Annotated in this window: 12 protein-coding genes and 2 tRNA genes; 5 read left to right on the top strand and 9 right to left on the bottom strand. The window is 33.3% G+C overall.

What is annotated here, in order from left to right; all coding sequences use genetic code 11:
- Positions 1–87: 87 nt before the first annotated feature.
- From M0D21_RS12440 to M0D21_RS12410, 7 genes are all read right to left on the bottom strand, one after another.
- Positions 88–717: a LysE family transporter gene (locus tag M0D21_RS12440; RefSeq protein WP_248329946.1), complete on the bottom strand. Its 630-nt coding sequence runs from the start codon at positions 715–717 to the stop codon at positions 88–90.
- Positions 718–840: 123 nt separating this feature from the next.
- On the bottom strand, positions 841–1,284 hold the full coding sequence (locus tag M0D21_RS12435) for a hypothetical protein (protein ID WP_248329944.1): 444 nt from the start codon (positions 1,282–1,284) through the stop codon (positions 841–843).
- Positions 1,285–1,327: 43 nt separating this feature from the next.
- Positions 1,328–2,596, bottom strand: coding sequence for a hypothetical protein (locus tag M0D21_RS12430; protein ID WP_248329942.1), 1,269 nt, complete (start codon positions 2,594–2,596; stop codon positions 1,328–1,330).
- 502 nt (positions 2,597–3,098) lie between these two features.
- The gene (locus M0D21_RS12425; RefSeq protein ID WP_248329940.1) at positions 3,099–3,536 is read right to left on the bottom strand and encodes a hypothetical protein; all 438 of its coding nucleotides are present in this window, start codon (positions 3,534–3,536) and stop codon (positions 3,099–3,101) included.
- A gap of 35 nt (positions 3,537–3,571) precedes the next feature.
- Positions 3,572–4,843 (bottom strand): hypothetical protein, encoded by a 1,272-nt coding sequence (locus M0D21_RS12420; RefSeq protein WP_248329938.1) that lies wholly within the window; start codon positions 4,841–4,843, stop codon positions 3,572–3,574.
- 199 nt (positions 4,844–5,042) lie between these two features.
- Positions 5,043–7,670 carry an AsmA-like C-terminal region-containing protein gene (locus M0D21_RS12415; RefSeq protein WP_248329936.1) on the bottom strand — a complete coding sequence of 876 codons (2,628 nt, stop codon included), beginning with the start codon at positions 7,668–7,670 and terminating at the stop codon, positions 5,043–5,045.
- 93 nt (positions 7,671–7,763) lie between these two features.
- Positions 7,764–8,471: a queuosine precursor transporter gene (locus M0D21_RS12410; protein ID WP_394802459.1), complete on the bottom strand. Its 708-nt coding sequence runs from the start codon at positions 8,469–8,471 to the stop codon at positions 7,764–7,766.
- Positions 8,472–8,579: 108 nt separating this feature from the next.
- On the opposite strand from M0D21_RS12410, the gene folK reads away from it, so the two are divergent.
- Positions 8,580–9,710 (top strand): 2-amino-4-hydroxy-6-hydroxymethyldihydropteridine diphosphokinase, encoded by a 1,131-nt coding sequence (gene folK / locus M0D21_RS12405; protein ID WP_248329934.1) that lies wholly within the window; start codon positions 8,580–8,582, stop codon positions 9,708–9,710.
- On the opposite strand, the gene M0D21_RS12400 is transcribed toward folK, so the two are convergent.
- Both M0D21_RS12400 and M0D21_RS12395 read right to left on the bottom strand, forming a co-directional pair.
- Positions 9,707–11,014, bottom strand: coding sequence for a dipeptidase (locus M0D21_RS12400; RefSeq protein ID WP_248329932.1), 1,308 nt, complete (start codon positions 11,012–11,014; stop codon positions 9,707–9,709). The genes folK and M0D21_RS12400 overlap by 4 nt on opposite strands.
- A gap of 11 nt (positions 11,015–11,025) precedes the next feature.
- Entirely contained in the window at positions 11,026–11,565 is a 540-nt protein-coding gene (locus M0D21_RS12395; RefSeq protein WP_248329930.1) for an RNA methyltransferase, read from the bottom strand.
- Between the two features lie 204 nt (positions 11,566–11,769).
- Between M0D21_RS12395 and mutS the strand changes: the two genes are divergently transcribed.
- From mutS to M0D21_RS12375, 4 genes are all read left to right on the top strand, one after another.
- Complete coding sequence (gene mutS, locus M0D21_RS12390; RefSeq protein ID WP_248329928.1) at positions 11,770–14,397, top strand: DNA mismatch repair protein MutS; 2,628 nt, start codon at positions 11,770–11,772, stop codon at positions 14,395–14,397.
- A gap of 96 nt (positions 14,398–14,493) precedes the next feature.
- A tRNA-Gly gene (locus M0D21_RS12385) sits at positions 14,494–14,565 on the top strand.
- 22 nt (positions 14,566–14,587) lie between these two features.
- Positions 14,588–14,672 (top strand) — tRNA-Leu (locus M0D21_RS12380).
- Positions 14,673–14,788: 116 nt separating this feature from the next.
- Complete coding sequence (locus tag M0D21_RS12375; protein WP_248329926.1) at positions 14,789–15,427, top strand: 4'-phosphopantetheinyl transferase family protein; 639 nt, start codon at positions 14,789–14,791, stop codon at positions 15,425–15,427.
- The last annotated feature ends 5 nt before the right edge of the window (positions 15,428–15,432 follow it).

The following is a 15,432-nucleotide window of genomic DNA, read 5'->3' as shown; positions in this document are numbered from 1 at the left end:
TTTTAAGAGGTACATCACAAAAATATGAGCTGTAAATTATAATTTACTTGTATATTTTATTAAAAAAATAGTATTCTTATTTACTTTCTATTCAATGATAAATTTTAAACCCTGAAATACAGAAATGGTAATTAAAGCGATACCAATAATTTTATGCAGTTTGGTTTCTGATCCCTCTTGTTTTTTAGATAATTTGTTGCCCCAACGTCCATAAAAGTATAATGTTCCTATTTTTCCTAAATAAATACCTAAAAGGAAAAGAGATAACGAAGAGACCGGATTTTTAACTGTTAATTCAAAAATATATTTATTGGTGAGGGAGATGGCAACGATCCAATATATAATTACTGGTGGATTAAGAAGTGCCAGTAAGAAACCGGTTATAAACTTTGAGTTGGGAAGCTTTATTTTGGGTTTTGGGATTGTTTTGTTTCTAGTTTTAAACATTGCAAAATAAATCCCTATGCTAAAAAAGAGTGCTATAAACAGCATTTGTATCCATTGGTTTTTCTGAAAAAAATCAGATAACTCCATACTACAGTGTAATGCGAATAAAGCTAATAAGACTTCTCCAATTCCCGCTGCAAGGGCTACATAAAATGCTTTTTTAAGGTTTTCTTTGATGGAAGTGTTTATAACCGCAATATTTACAGCTCCAATAGGTATTGCTCCTAATGATGCGGTTAAAATTCCAAAAAACAGATACAATATAATCATGTGGCTTTAGTAGTATTGAGTTGTATTATCTTACAAAATTGATTCACAAAAAATAAAGAAGCGGCACAAAGCCGCTTCCTACCCTAAGTAACTAATGATAATTTAAAACACATTACAATATCTTTAAAAACTTCCATTTACTCCGATTCTCATTTTTTTAATGATTTCTTCGTAGTAAAGTATCGTCCAAATAATTTTTTCGGTATCTGCATAAGGAACCAGTTCTTCTATAGCTGTTTTTGTGGTTTCTAAACCTTTTTCTACAGCTTCGGTATTACTTCTTAGTACTTTAAGATGTCTAGAATCTTCTTTGATTCCAATATCACTAAGTCGAACACCAGCTTCATTGGTAAGAGAAAGAAAAGGGAGGATGGTCATAATCTCTTCTACTCTGTCTGCGTATAGCTTTATTAGTTCTCCTTTTTTAAGCGATTCTAAGTCACTAATAGTATGAAATTTTCCTATTTGCTTATTTTGGGTAAAGAATATAGCTTCATTGGGTTTTTGCGCGAATATGGTCTGTGAAACAAAAAGTAAAATGAAACTTAAAAGTACTCTCGATGTCATTTGTAATTATTAAATTGATTTTTGACTAACTATCTGTATCAATCTACTGCATTACCATATAGGTATTCATAGACTGCTTTAATTTAAACTTTGGCATCAAATTATCTTTGGGGTTTTCAAACAGGTCTGCTACATCGATAAAATCTTTGGTGAATCTGTTATATTTTAGAATATCTAAAGAACCTTCTTTAATCAACTTATGTGCTACTTGCACTCCTTCGCTATGAATATTGAAAAAGCTATTATCCATCATAAATGCTTTTTGTATCATTGGCAAAGATGTATACGACTTGTCGAATTTAACGACATCAGAAAATCCTGATATTTTTGAATTATGAATATAGGTAAGTGCAGAATTTGCTGAAAATACCGCAGAACCAGTATGTTGGTAATTAGACTTGTCAGATAAATTAACAAGAGTAGCGTTGGTAATGGTTACATCGGTCACATTGCTTGGATCTACATATCCTGATTTATTATTGTACCCATCTACTTCAATAGCATGAGAACCTGCAGGACTTGTTATATATGGGTGACGTATAGCAAGTATATTGTTTAAATTTCCTTTAAAACCTTCAGAAACTTGATAATCATCTTCATAAGCTTTAAGAGAGATTAAATGCTGAATGTTATTTTTTCCTCCTTGAAAACTGTAAGAGTCTTGACCCGAATAGCTTATCATAATATGGTCTATAAGTGATTCAGATCCAATGCTATATAGAGAAAGCCCATCAGTTCCTTTTGATGCATTACCTGGGTATTCTATTCTTACATATCTTAAAATAGTAGTTTCTTCATAAGATTGATTTCCACCATATAATGAATATTGTGGATTAAAGTTGCCTTTAATAGTTCCATTACCAGATACGGTATTGGTTTTTCCTGCTCCTGCAATGATAATTCCTCCCCAATCTCCACTATTTCTTGATTTTGGAGCTTTGTTAGAAGTAAAAACTATTGGATATGCTTTGGTGCCTGCGGCAATAAGCTTTGCGCCTTGAGTAACTATAAGGTTTGCAGGATTGATATGATCACATCTTATAACGGTTCCTTCTTGTATAGTTAAAGTTGCTCCGTTAGTTACATATACATCTCCAGACATGAAATAAACCACATCATTTCTGAGATAGGTATTATGAGCAATAACATTTGGTAATTTTTCGTCTGCTTCAGGATAATCAGTTTTGTTGGGAGAGAAATTAGTCCATCCTTTGGTCCAATTATTTGGGTTATCACTAAAATCTTGCGCAGAGATTGTCATTGAAAAAAATAATAAAGTAAAAGCTGTAACTAGTGAACATCTTTTTATCATGGTAGCATATTTTGGGGTTAAAAATTTGGAAGAAATTTCTTCCTCCTGATTTCGGGATCACTAAGTTATGAGAGTTTTGTTAAAGTTGGTTACGTGTTTACCGTAAACTTTGTACGTTCGTCGTTTTTTTAACTTAAATTAGTAAAACATTATAAGTAATTTTCCTACTTTATTAAATATACTTCATTGAAAATCAAAAAATTAATAACTGTTCATTTGTTTAGGTTAAACGTTAAACAATAACGTTAATTTTTTATGGTTTTCCTCAAAAAAGGGGATTTTTCCCCTGTAAAATGGAGCTTTTTTAGACCGTTTTAAATGCTGAATAAATCATTTAAACGATAGCAGCTAATCAATTAAGCTTCAATTTTTTGTGAAAAACGCACTAAATTTTGAATTTTTGGGTCCAAAATTGAACTGAGAATTATCGTGTAATTTTAACATGAAACACAAAAAAAATCAGCCAAATGCTGATTTTTTTTGTGTTAATTAGAGGGTGGTTTTAAAAATTTCCACTGGTCCCAATTCTTATTTTTTTGATTACCTCTTCAAAATACAGGATAGACCATATGATTTTTTCCGTATCTGCATAAGGTATAAACTCTATAATTAGATCACTGGTGTTTTCCAGCGCTTTTTCTGTAGAATCGTGATGTTTGTCTAAAGCTTTTAAGTTATCAGAACTCTCTTTAATGCCTATGTCAGATAATGTAACATCGGCTTCATTGGTAAGAGCAAGATAGGGAAGTATGGTAATAACTTCATGAACCCTTTCTGTGTATAACTTGATTAAATCTCCCTTTTTCAATTCTTCTAATTCATCAATAGTATGAAACTTTTTGATTAAGCTGCTTTGGTCAAAAAAAACGTTCTTTTCGGACTGTGCATGATTGTAGGTTAGGAATAAGAGGGTGAAAAGGATGCTAAATGTAAATTTCATTATTGTAATTATAATTAGAATATTCGATTTGTTTTTTATTGCATTACGGTATGATTATTAGGGTCTTTAATATTGAATTTCGGATGTTTTTTGTCTAACGGATCCGTGAAAATATCTGTGACACTCTTAAAACTATTTGTGTACATATTGTATTTCAATAATTTTTCGGGATTTGCGTTAAGTTGCACTGCGGTTTTTACAGCTTTATCATGAACATTAAAAATACTGTTCTCTAAAAGAAAGCACTTTTCTATATCTGCATATGAGGTAAAAGATTTATCAAACTTTATAATATTGGCAAACCCAGATATTTTTGATTCTGTAATGTGTAAACGAGCTATGTTTTTTGAAGATATCGCTGCAGTGGTGTGCATATAGTTTTTTTGATCTGATAAGTTGATTAAAGAAGCATTCTTAATTTTGATCTGAGATAATGATGCAGGGTTTAGAAAACCATCTTTTTTATCATATCCATCTGCTTCTATAGCATAAGAACCACTAATATCACTAATATAAGGATGTCTAATCGCAAGGATATTATTAAGCTCTCCATTGTATCCTAATGTAAAATCATAGTCATCGTCCTTAGCTTTATAAGAAATTAGGTTATTCATATCTACACTTCCTCCAAAGTATTCAAAAGAATCATCTGCAGAATAACTTACCATAATATGGTTTAAAATAGAGTTTTTACCCAGTGCATAAAGTGAAAGGCCATTTAGTTCTTTAGATTGATTAATTTTTTTTCCTGCATACTCAATTCTTACATAAGACATCTCTACGGTCTTTTCATTTTCCTGGTAACCTCCGTAGAGTGAATATTGAGGTAAAAAATTACCTTCAATAATTTTTGAAATTGCGGGAGAGTTAATTTTGCCAGAACCAGCAATAATAATTCCTCCCCAATCGCCTGCTTTTCTAGATTTTATTTTTTCATTAGAGGTAAAAACTATAGGGAACCCCTTAGATCCATTTGCTATTAACTTTGAACCTTTTGTAATTATCAGACTTGCAGGATTTTCAGAATCACATCGTATAATAGTGCCTTCTTCAATGGTTAACGTAGCATTGTTAACAACATAAACATTGCCAGACATTAAATAAACCACATCGTTTTTTAGATAGGAATCATTTTCGATAATATTAGGTAAAATTTCTTCAGGTTCGGGATAATCCTCAAGATTTGGGTCAAAATTTGTCCATCCTTTTGTCCACGCCATTTGACTTTCTGAACTGGTTGAGGTTTGGGAGAACAAAGCTATTGAATAGCAGTATAGGAATACTGAGAGCAGTACATACAATTTCATAACCGGGGGGTATTTAGTTCAGTATTAAAAGTAAAGGTATAATGTTACTTTACTTACAATATTGAGTTTACTAAAATGTTAACCCGGTTTTAACATTTTTATTGCCTATGTCCTTTCAGTTTTGTTAACAATCTAGGTTTTTGAGGTGAGCAAAATGATATAATAAATTGAGGTTTGGTAAAATCATTAGATATACCAACTAGTTTCCCGATTTTGTAGAATCTTTCTTCTTCTTTTTCCCTCCTAAAAATCCTCCAAGAATATTCTTAGCCGTATTTTTTATCGCATCCTCTGTATTTGTTTTAGTAGAATCACTTTGTTTTTTTGAACCACCTAACAAGTCTGTGAGTACTTTTTGACCTTGACCTACAATTTGTTCTTTGGCTTTGTCTTTTTGCTTACTTATGATCTGTTGTGTTAACTGTTTAATTGCATTACCAGTATTTAGATTTACTTTGGGGTTTGTAAAGTTTCCGGTGATCCCTACTGGAAGGCCTACAGTCATTGATTCGGCTTCTTTCGGATTAAGTTGAGATAATAAGTTGTTGGCCTCAGAGCCTAAATATTTTGCAGGAACATCTAGAGTAACGTTGTAATTCATACTTTGATCGAAGCTGTGTTCTCCTCCTGCAGTTATTTTAATTCCTTCAACATCAAATTCGAATGGCTTTACATTTATTTTTCCGTCATCAAAACTTAGATTAGTCTTAATATCTTTTAAATTTAGTTTGTCTATATCCACAAAGTTAAGTTGGCCATCTAATTTTGATAAAAGTGGTGTTTTCGATGTTGAAACCTGTGCATTTAATATTTCAGCTAGTGCTTTTCCTTTCAAAGAAGTTAATACGGGTACTAGACTGTTATTAAGTTTTCCGTTAAGATTGATCTGCGTTGTAAGGTCTCCGGTTAGAGCTCTGGCGATAGGAGCAAGGCCTTTCATAAGCTCTAGATTGTTAAAAGATTCGACAATATCAATTTTACTTAAGTCCAAGGCCATGTCAAAAGTGGGAACTTCAGATTTGGTAGATACATTACCGTTAAAGGCAAGTCCACCATTAAAAATATTTGAGGTTACATTTTGTAAATACGCAGTCTCATCCTTGATTTTTACACTTCCCTTGGTGTTTTGTAGCTCTAAGTTGTCATATACTACTTTTTTAGTATCAAAATTAAGGGTAGCATCCAAAAACGAAGGGATTTTCATACTTTCCTCTTCTATAGATTCGGTAGTGCCCGAGTTTTCTTCTTCAGACTCACCTGTAACCATAAAATCATTTACTGCAAATACATCCGAAGTGACATCAAAATTTCCTTTCAGGTCTTGTTTTGCAAATAAGAATCCCATAAGATTATCTATAGTGCCTTGTGCAGAAATGTCAGATTTCCCACTATTTGCTTTCATATTGTCTAATGATATGGTTTGAGGGTTAAAACTAACATTAGCAGTTTTTATGTGAATTTCATTAGGCAAATCATCTGATGCATATGTGAAATCAGAAATACTTGCGGTACCCGAGCTTTTTACATTTTGATATTGCTCTTTTTCCAAGGACTCCATATCAAAATGAGTATTAATGTTTGCTTTTACAATACCATTGATTTTTTCTTCAAGTTCTAGGGGGTAGGCTTGATCAAGATGAGCAAGGTTTAGGGTTCCTTTCATCATCATATCAACAATCATATTTTTAGTAATATTCCTTAGGCTGCCATTTGCGGCAAAAGAATCTTGATCAATTTTAAAGGTTAGATTCCCAATTTTGATATAGGTGTCATCTACAAGGCCGGTTTCATTTTTTATTTCTGTATCTATGTTTATGTTTTTTACACCTTTTGGAAGATCGGGATATTTAAAAGAAGCATTTTGCGATAGTATTTTAATATCCATTTTGGGAATGTACGTGTCGTCGGTTTTTCCTTTTATTTTTCCGTCTATAGAAAAATCTCCTGTTGTGGTAACACCATCAAGATTTTTGGCATATACTTCTGGTATCACAGCAAGGAAATTTTTAAAATCTGAAGTCGGTGTTTTGAAAGTAAGGTCAACATCGGTAAATTTTTCCTCGAGTTTAACAAAACCAGCGAATTCTAGTGGTAAGCGGTTGATTAACGCTTTATTTTCTTTAAAAGTGTATTGTTGGTTTTTAAGATCTAACTCAAGTTGAGCATCGAGTTCAAGCTTATTTTTATTGAGATATTTAGTTCCATCAAGTTCAAATGAAGCTTCTGTGTTTGTCTTAGTGTCTAATAGTACCTTTTCTCCTGAGACCGAACCATCTCCGCTGTGATTAAGATGTGTCATGATAAGTAAAGTTTTACTTACATCATCTTTATACAAAATCTTACTATCATTAATTTCGTAATGTTCAAGAGCAAAGGTAAACGATTCTTCCTCTTCCTGAACCACGGGTTTTTCTTCTGTACCTTGCGTTTTTGCGATATCAAAGTTTGATCTTCCTAAGGAGTCAGTTTTAATTGCAATGTTGGCTTGATCGATAATTATTTTTTGAACACTTATTGCTTCAGTTTTGTCTTTAAATAACTCATTGATAGACATGTCTAAAGCAATCTTTTTTGAATAAGCGAGTGTGTCCCCTTCAAATGGGGCGTTATTTATAATAGATAATTCATCTATAACTATAGATGCTTTAGGAAAACTTCTAATCAAGCTAATGTCTAAATCTGTAAAATCGACCGTAGCAGTAACATGTTGATTAATGAGATAGCGAACTTTTTCTTGTATAGTTCCTTTAAAAAGAAAGGGAATAGAAATTATGGCTATTATGCCAAATAGTAGAACAATACCGAAGATTTTAAGGGCTTTTTTCATTCGTTTACATTTAATAATGTGACTTAGCGGCTATAAAGTAACGATTTACAAGGGTGGTATGTTACTTTTTTTAAGTTAACTATTTGTTAGATTTTAAACATCTAGGGACAATTCTTCTCCTAGTTTTAACCCAAATCGTCTTCTAAACATGAAAACAGTAAGATAAAGAATTGGAGTATCCAGAGCAGCTACCAGAACCTTAAATAGAAATCCGCTTAATAAAAGAACCCCAAAACGATCCCAGGCAATTGTTCCTGCCATACATAAAAGCAAAAGTACAGTAAGGGTATCAATAAATTGAGATAAGAAGGTAGAAAAGTTATTGCGAATCCAAAGATGCTTTCCTTTAGTAATGCGTTTCCAGAAATGATAAATTTGAATGTCTATATATTGGGCAAATAAATATGCCAGCATAGAGGCAAAAACAGCTATGATCGTATTACCAAAAACCTTGTCGAATATTTCATTATTAATAGGAGACCATGACGTTGCAGGAACAAGTGATGACACGGTTACGATTAACAAAGAGAAAAAGGAAGCAAATATTCCTGCCGTTACAATTTGATTCGCTTTTCTTTTTCCAAAAATCTCGCTAATTAAATCAGTGATTAGAAAGGTAACCGGGTAGGGTAGGATTCCAACAGATATCTCAAAGGTGTACAATCCAAAAAAATCCCAATGAAAGAACTTCTGAAAAATGAGATTCGAAACAACTAGAGAGCAGATAAAAAGTGAGCCAAGTATAAGATATATTCGATAAGCAGCTCTTTTATCTTTTAGGTTCAGTGAATTTTCGTTCAAAATAGAATAGTTAATAATACTTCTTGCAAAAATAGGTTGAAGTGGTTTTGTTTTACTTAATTTGCTCTTAAAAATAAGGAGTTCTTATTAGAATGTAAATCTCTCATATTGAAAACACCAAATCTTATACATATATCTTTAGGTAGTAATATCGGAAATCGGCTCAATTTTCTTGAAAAAGCTATAACAAGAATTTACCAAAACATAGGAGATGTAGTTAAAATTTCGAGAGTATATCAAACTCCGGCATGGGGATTCGAAAGTGATGATTTTTATAATGCATGTATTTCAATTCATACTTTTTATAATGGCCAAGAGGTGTTGGCTAAGCTCATGGATATTGAAGTTGAACTAGGTAGAAATAGAACAGGTGCAGAAGGATATGAAGCCAGAACTATTGATCTTGATATTCTCCTTTCTTCGGAAGGTATACTAGAAACTAAAGAATTGATTGTTCCTCACCCCGCGATGCAAAAACGAAAGTTTGTTTTGACACCTTTGGTTGAAATCGCTAACGATGAAATTCACCCTAAGTTTGATAAAACTATTGGAGATTTATTAAAAGAGGTAGAGGATGACTCTGAAGTGGAGCGATTAGATGTAAAAATTATAGACCCTAAAGATAAATACACCTTGGCAAAGTACCAGTATTTAACAATAGAAGGGAATATTGGAGCGGGAAAAACAAGTCTTGCTCAGCTTGTTTCAAGAGAATTTAATGCAAAGTTGATTTTGGAGCGCTTTGCAGATAACCCTTTTTTGCCAAAGTTTTATGAAGACATGGAACGTTACGCTTTTCCGTTAGAAATGTCATTTTTGGCAGATCGTTATCAAAGGTTACAAGATGATATTGCTCAATTTGATCTTTTTAAAGACTTTGTGGTTAGTGATTATGATGTTTTTAAATCTTTAATTTTTGCTAAAGTTACCTTGCAGTCTGAAGAATATACCCTTTACAAAAGAGTATTTGATTTAATGTATAGAAATCTTACCAAACCAGGGATGTATATCTATTTGTATCAAAATACAGAACGTTTACTTCAAAATATTAAGAAAAGAGGTAGAGACTATGAACAAAAAATCCCACCAGAATATCTTAATAAGATCAATCAGGGGTATTTGCAGTTTATCAAATCTCAACCTGGCTTTAATGTTAAAATAGTTGATGTTTCTGAAAAGGATTTTATTGCCAATCGAAGTGATTTTATCGCAATTCTTGACGAAATATGCTTTTCTTAATGAAGTTGCTGAAGTTCTTTTGCTACTTGTTGCACTCTGTCAAGTACACGAAGTAAATTACCGCTCCATAATTGCTCAATCTCTTCTTTAGTATATCCTCTTTTTACAAGTTCTAAGGTAACGTTGAACGTTTCTGATGCATCACTCCATCCCTCTATGCCGCCACCGCCATCAAAATCTGAGCTAATACCTACATGATCAATACCAATTTTATCGACCATGTAATCTATGTGGTTTACAAAATCAGCAACATCGACTGCTGGAGGAAGATTAGTCAGTTTCTTTACTTTTTCTCTACGTATTGCGGCCATAGTGCCTAGAAAATCGTAGTACTTTTCTTTTTCGTCTGCACTAAGTTTCATCACTTCTTGGCGTTCTAACCATTTCACCCCCATAGAATCAGCAATTTGTTTGCCGATTTCGATTTCTTTTACAACCCGTTTCTCAAACTTTTCAGTATTTAGATAAGAGGTAAAAGCAACAGTTTGTACAACGCCACCATTTTGTTTTAGCCATTCTAGTTGCTCGTCGTCTAAGTTTCGACTATGATTACATAATGCTCTTGCCGAAGAATGTGAAGCTATAATTGGAGCCTTAGAAAGTTCTATCATTTGTCTCATCGATTCTTTTGATGGGTGTGACACATCGATCATCATTCCATATTTATTCATTTCTGTAATAACTTCTTTGCCGAGTTCACTTAAACCATTATGCAGCCAAATTTCATCTGCTTCACCGGTATTAGAATCACAAAGCTGACTATGTCCATTATGTGAGAGGGACATGTATCTTGCACCAAGATCATAAAATTTCTTGACGTTGCCCAAGTCTGTACCAATAGGGTATCCGTTTTCGATACCAATCATTGCTATTTTTTTACCTTTTTTATGTATTCTTCTTACATCGTCAGAATTTAGTGCTAATTCAATTTGATCAGGAGCGATGTCTTTGATAAGTCTATGTATAGCATCAAATTTTGACATTGCAGTATGATATGCTTTTTCATACCCAGAAGGAGTTAGAGAATCTTGCCCGGTATAAACAATAAACCACGCTACATCCAAACCTCCTTCTTTCATTTTTGGAAGGGTGACTTGAACACTTAAATCTTGTGTATAGTTTATAGAATCGGTGAAATTCTTTACATTAATATCACAATGAGTATCTAGCGTAATAATATTGTTGTGAATTTCTTTTGCTTTCGCAATCAACTGTTCTTTAGATGATGTTTCTTTGGTTGATGTTTCTTGTTTGCAAGAAATCACGCAAACCATAATTAGACTTATAACCGAAAAGTATTTCATAAGAGGGAAATTTAATCCACCCTAAACTTACAAAACAAATCCCAAATTACTACTCCAGCACTTACCGAAATATTTAGTGAATGTTTGCTTCCAAATTGAGGTATTTCGATTACGGTATCACTTTCAGAAACTACTTCCTGTTGTACTCCTTTTACCTCATTTCCAAAAATTATAGCATAAGTTTGTTCAGTTTTTGGAGTAAAATCATTGAGCATAATCGCATCTTCTGCCTGTTCAATAGATAGAACTTTAACCCGCTCCTCTTTTAGCTTTTTGATTAAGGTTAGCGTGTCGGGTTGGTGTTCCCACTCTACGGTATCTGTTGCGCCAAGCGCTGTTTTTTGTATGTCCTTATGTGGTGGGGTAGCAGTAATACCACAGAGATAAATTTTTTGCACCAAGAAAGCATCTGCCGTTCTAAACACAGACCCAATATTATTTAAACTTCGTATGTTATCTAGAATAATAATTAAAGGCGTCTTTTGAGCATCTTTAAATTCTTTAATGTTTTTGCGATCAAGTTCGCTATTTTTAAGTTTCCTGTTTTTCATTGCTGCAAAAATATTACTTATTGTCGTTTTAGAATAGCTCAATGTTCAAAATCATGAATAATCATAGTGAGGAGATACGAATTCGACTTAATTGCTTAAAGTACTGATCTTATATTGTGAATAAAAATGAATAACTCCTCGGAGTGTTATTTCAAAAAAAAATAGAGATTACCTACTTTAGCCACATTGTAAACGTATATCTGAATGGCAGGAAAGAAAGGTAAAAAAGTGACCCCATTGATGAAGCAATATAATGCGATTAAGGTTAAATATCCTGATGCGCTATTATTATTTAGAGTAGGAGATTTTTATGAAACTTTTGGGGCAGATGCAATTAAAACAGCCGCTATTCTAAATATTGTTTTGACAAAACGGGGAAATGGGAGCGACCAGGAAACTGCTTTAGCTGGGTTTCCTCACCATTCTTTAAATACATATTTACCCAAATTGGTGAAAGCGGGTGAGCGTGTTGCTATTTGTGATCAACTTGAAGATCCAAAGCAAACCAAAACCATTGTTAAACGTGGTGTTACAGAACTGGTAACACCGGGTGTAGCACTCAATGATGAGGTGCTGCAAAGCAAAACCAATAATTTTTTATGTGCCGTACATTATGGTAAAAAAGAATTAGGTATCGCATTTCTAGATGTATCTACAGGTGAGTTTTTAACTGCTCAAGGAGATGTGGCACATATCGATAAGTTGATGCAAAACTTTGGCCCTAGCGAGGTTTTGGTAACCAAACCCAAAAAACAGACCTTTTGTACTGATTTTGGTCAAAATCATCATGTCTTTTTTCTTGAAGACTGGGTATTTAAAACCGATTATGCTCATGAAACATTAAATGATCATTTTGGTACAAACTCTTTAAAGGGGTTCGGGGTAGATCATTTATCAGAAGGGATTATTGCTGCAGGGGTGATTCTTCATTATTTGGGAGAAACCCAACATCATAAACTACAGCATATAACCAGTATACAACGTATCGCAGAAAATGAATATATCTGGATGGATAGATTCACGATACGTAACCTTGAGCTGTATCATGCAAATGCAGCAAATGCAGTTACGCTTTTGGACGTCATAGATAAGACGATCTCTCCCATGGGAGGGCGAACCTTAAAACGTTGGTTGGCATTACCTCTGAAGAATATTTCTGGTATACAAAAACGACATGAAGTGGTTCAGTATTTTTTAAATACACCCGTGTTACATCAAAAAATTCAACACCAAATTAAACAAATAGGAGATATTGAGCGTCTTATTTCAAAGGTAGCTACTGGTAAAGTAAACCCGAGAGAAGTAATTCAACTTAAAAATTCTTTGGAAGCTATAGTTCCTATAAAAGCTCAAGCTTCCAATAGTGATAATGAAGCTCTAAAAGTAATTGGCGACACATTGAATGATTGTGAATTGTTGCGGAATAAGATTAAAGAGACGCTCAATGAAGAAGCTCCTGTAAATGTGCTTAAAGGAAATACGATTGCGAGTGGATATCTAGATGAGCTTGATGAATTGAGATCTATTGCATTTTCAGGGAAAGATTACTTAGATAAAATGTTAGAAAGGGAGACCGAAGCTACAGGTATTACCTCTTTAAAAATTGCTTCAAATAATGTTTTTGGATATTACATTGAGGTTCGAAACACCCATAAAGATAAAGTTCCAGATAGCTGGATCAGAAAACAAACACTAGTAAGTGCAGAACGTTACATCACCGAAGAACTTAAAGAATATGAAGCTAAGATTTTAGGTGCCGAAGAAAAGATTTTGGCTCTGGAACAGCAGCTTTTTAATGATTTGGTGATCTGGATGAATGAATATATAAAACCAGTACAGTTAAATGCAACTTTGATAGGGCAATTGGACTGTTTGAGTTCATTTGCACAACTAGCTCAGGAAAATCAATATGTAAGACCATTGATAGATGAATCGTTTGATCTTGAAATTAAAAACGGTCGTCATCCTGTTATAGAAAAACAACTACCGCCTGGAGAACAATATATCGCCAATGATGTATCCTTATTTCGAGATGAACAGCAAATGATCATGATTACCGGGCCAAATATGAGTGGTAAATCTGCTATTTTGAGGCAAACTGCGTTAATTGTTCTATTGGCGCAAATGGGATGTTTTGTTCCTGCTGAAGAAGCAAAGATTGGTGTTGTAGATAAAATATTTACAAGAGTAGGTGCAAGTGATAATATATCTATGGGAGAATCTACTTTTATGGTAGAAATGAATGAAACAGCCAATATTTTGAATAACATATCTGATAGAAGTCTTGTATTGTTAGATGAAATAGGAAGAGGGACAAGTACCTACGATGGTATTTCTATAGCTTGGGCGATTAGCGAGTTTTTACATGAACACCCTGCAAGACCAAAAACCCTATTTGCAACTCATTATCATGAATTAAATGAAATGTGTGAAACTTTTGGGCGCATTAAAAATTATAATGTCGCTGTAAAAGAATTAAAAGATACAGTGTTGTTTCTTAGAAAATTGGTGCCAGGTGGAAGTGAGCATAGTTTCGGTATACATGTAGCTAAAATGGCAGGAATGCCGCAGCAAGTGTTACATCGTGCAAATAAAATGCTCAAGAAGCTTGAAAAATCACATAGCAGTGAAGAGTTAACAGATAAAATTAAAAGTGTTCAGGAAGACGATGAACTACAATTAAGTTTTTTCAATTTAGACGATCCATTATTAGAAGAAATTAAAGAAGAGATACTCCATATCGATATAGATACGTTAACTCCGGTCGAAGCATTAATGAAATTAAATGAGATTAAACGTATGTTAACCAGGAAGAAAGCGTCACAGGTATAATTTTTTTTATTCTTTTTCTTAAAAAGACTTTGGTATTACTAGAATTGTTTTAAATTTGCATCCGCAATAACGAGTTGCGACGATCATAAAATTAATGCGAAAGTAGCTCAGGGGTAGAGCATCACCTTGCCAAGGTGAGGGTCGCGGGTTCAAATCCCGTCTTTCGCTCTGAGATATATATAAAGTCTATGCTGAAGTGGTGGAATTGGTAGACACGTTGGACTTAAAATCCAATGGCCATTTAGGCCGTGCGGGTTCAAGTCCCGCCTTCAGTACTTAAAAACCCTCTTAATATTTATATTTTGAGGGTTTTTTTATACCTAATTACTACCTTAGTATTGTTATCTCCAATCGAGATAAGAATATGAACTCTTAATGCTTTATTCTTTTAGTGGTTACCATATTATATACTAAGCTTACAGAAACGTTTTCCGAACGTTTATTCGACCGTTATTTGGATGAGCTTCCTCTGTTTCTAAAAGAGAAAATTAGTACATATAAAAGCGTTGCATCAAAATACGCCTCTCTATTGGGATTTTTACTTTTACGAAAAGGTTTGGACGATTCAATATTGAATGAGATGTATTATGACAAATTCGGAAAACCTCATTTGAGAAGTAATACCACGAATTTTAATATTTCTCATTCTAATGAATATGTATTATGCGCTTTTAGTGACACATATAAAATAGGTATAGATATAGAAGAAGTAAGACCAATTGAGGTAGAGAATTTTAAACATCATCTAACTCAACATGAATGGGAGACTATTATTCGTGATACAAATAGTTCCATTGCCTTTTTAGATTACTGGACCCAAAAGGAAGCAGTGATAAAAGCAGATGGTAGAGGTTTGCAAATACCCTTACATACATTTGAGATTAATAATAAACATACCAAAATTGATAATTCAGATTGGTACATATACCATTTAAACGATTTCATGCCCAACCAAAGTGCACATCTGGCTTTGAATAAAAAGATAGCTCAAGACAAAATAAAAATTCGGTTTATAGATTTTGAACGATAAGAAAA

Source organism: Aquimarina acroporae (assembly GCF_023195925.1).
Lineage (GTDB): Bacteria > Bacteroidota > Bacteroidia > Flavobacteriales > Flavobacteriaceae > Aquimarina > Aquimarina acroporae.
Note: the sequence above shows the minus strand (reverse complement) of the source record. Positions and strands in the feature narration are given on the sequence as shown.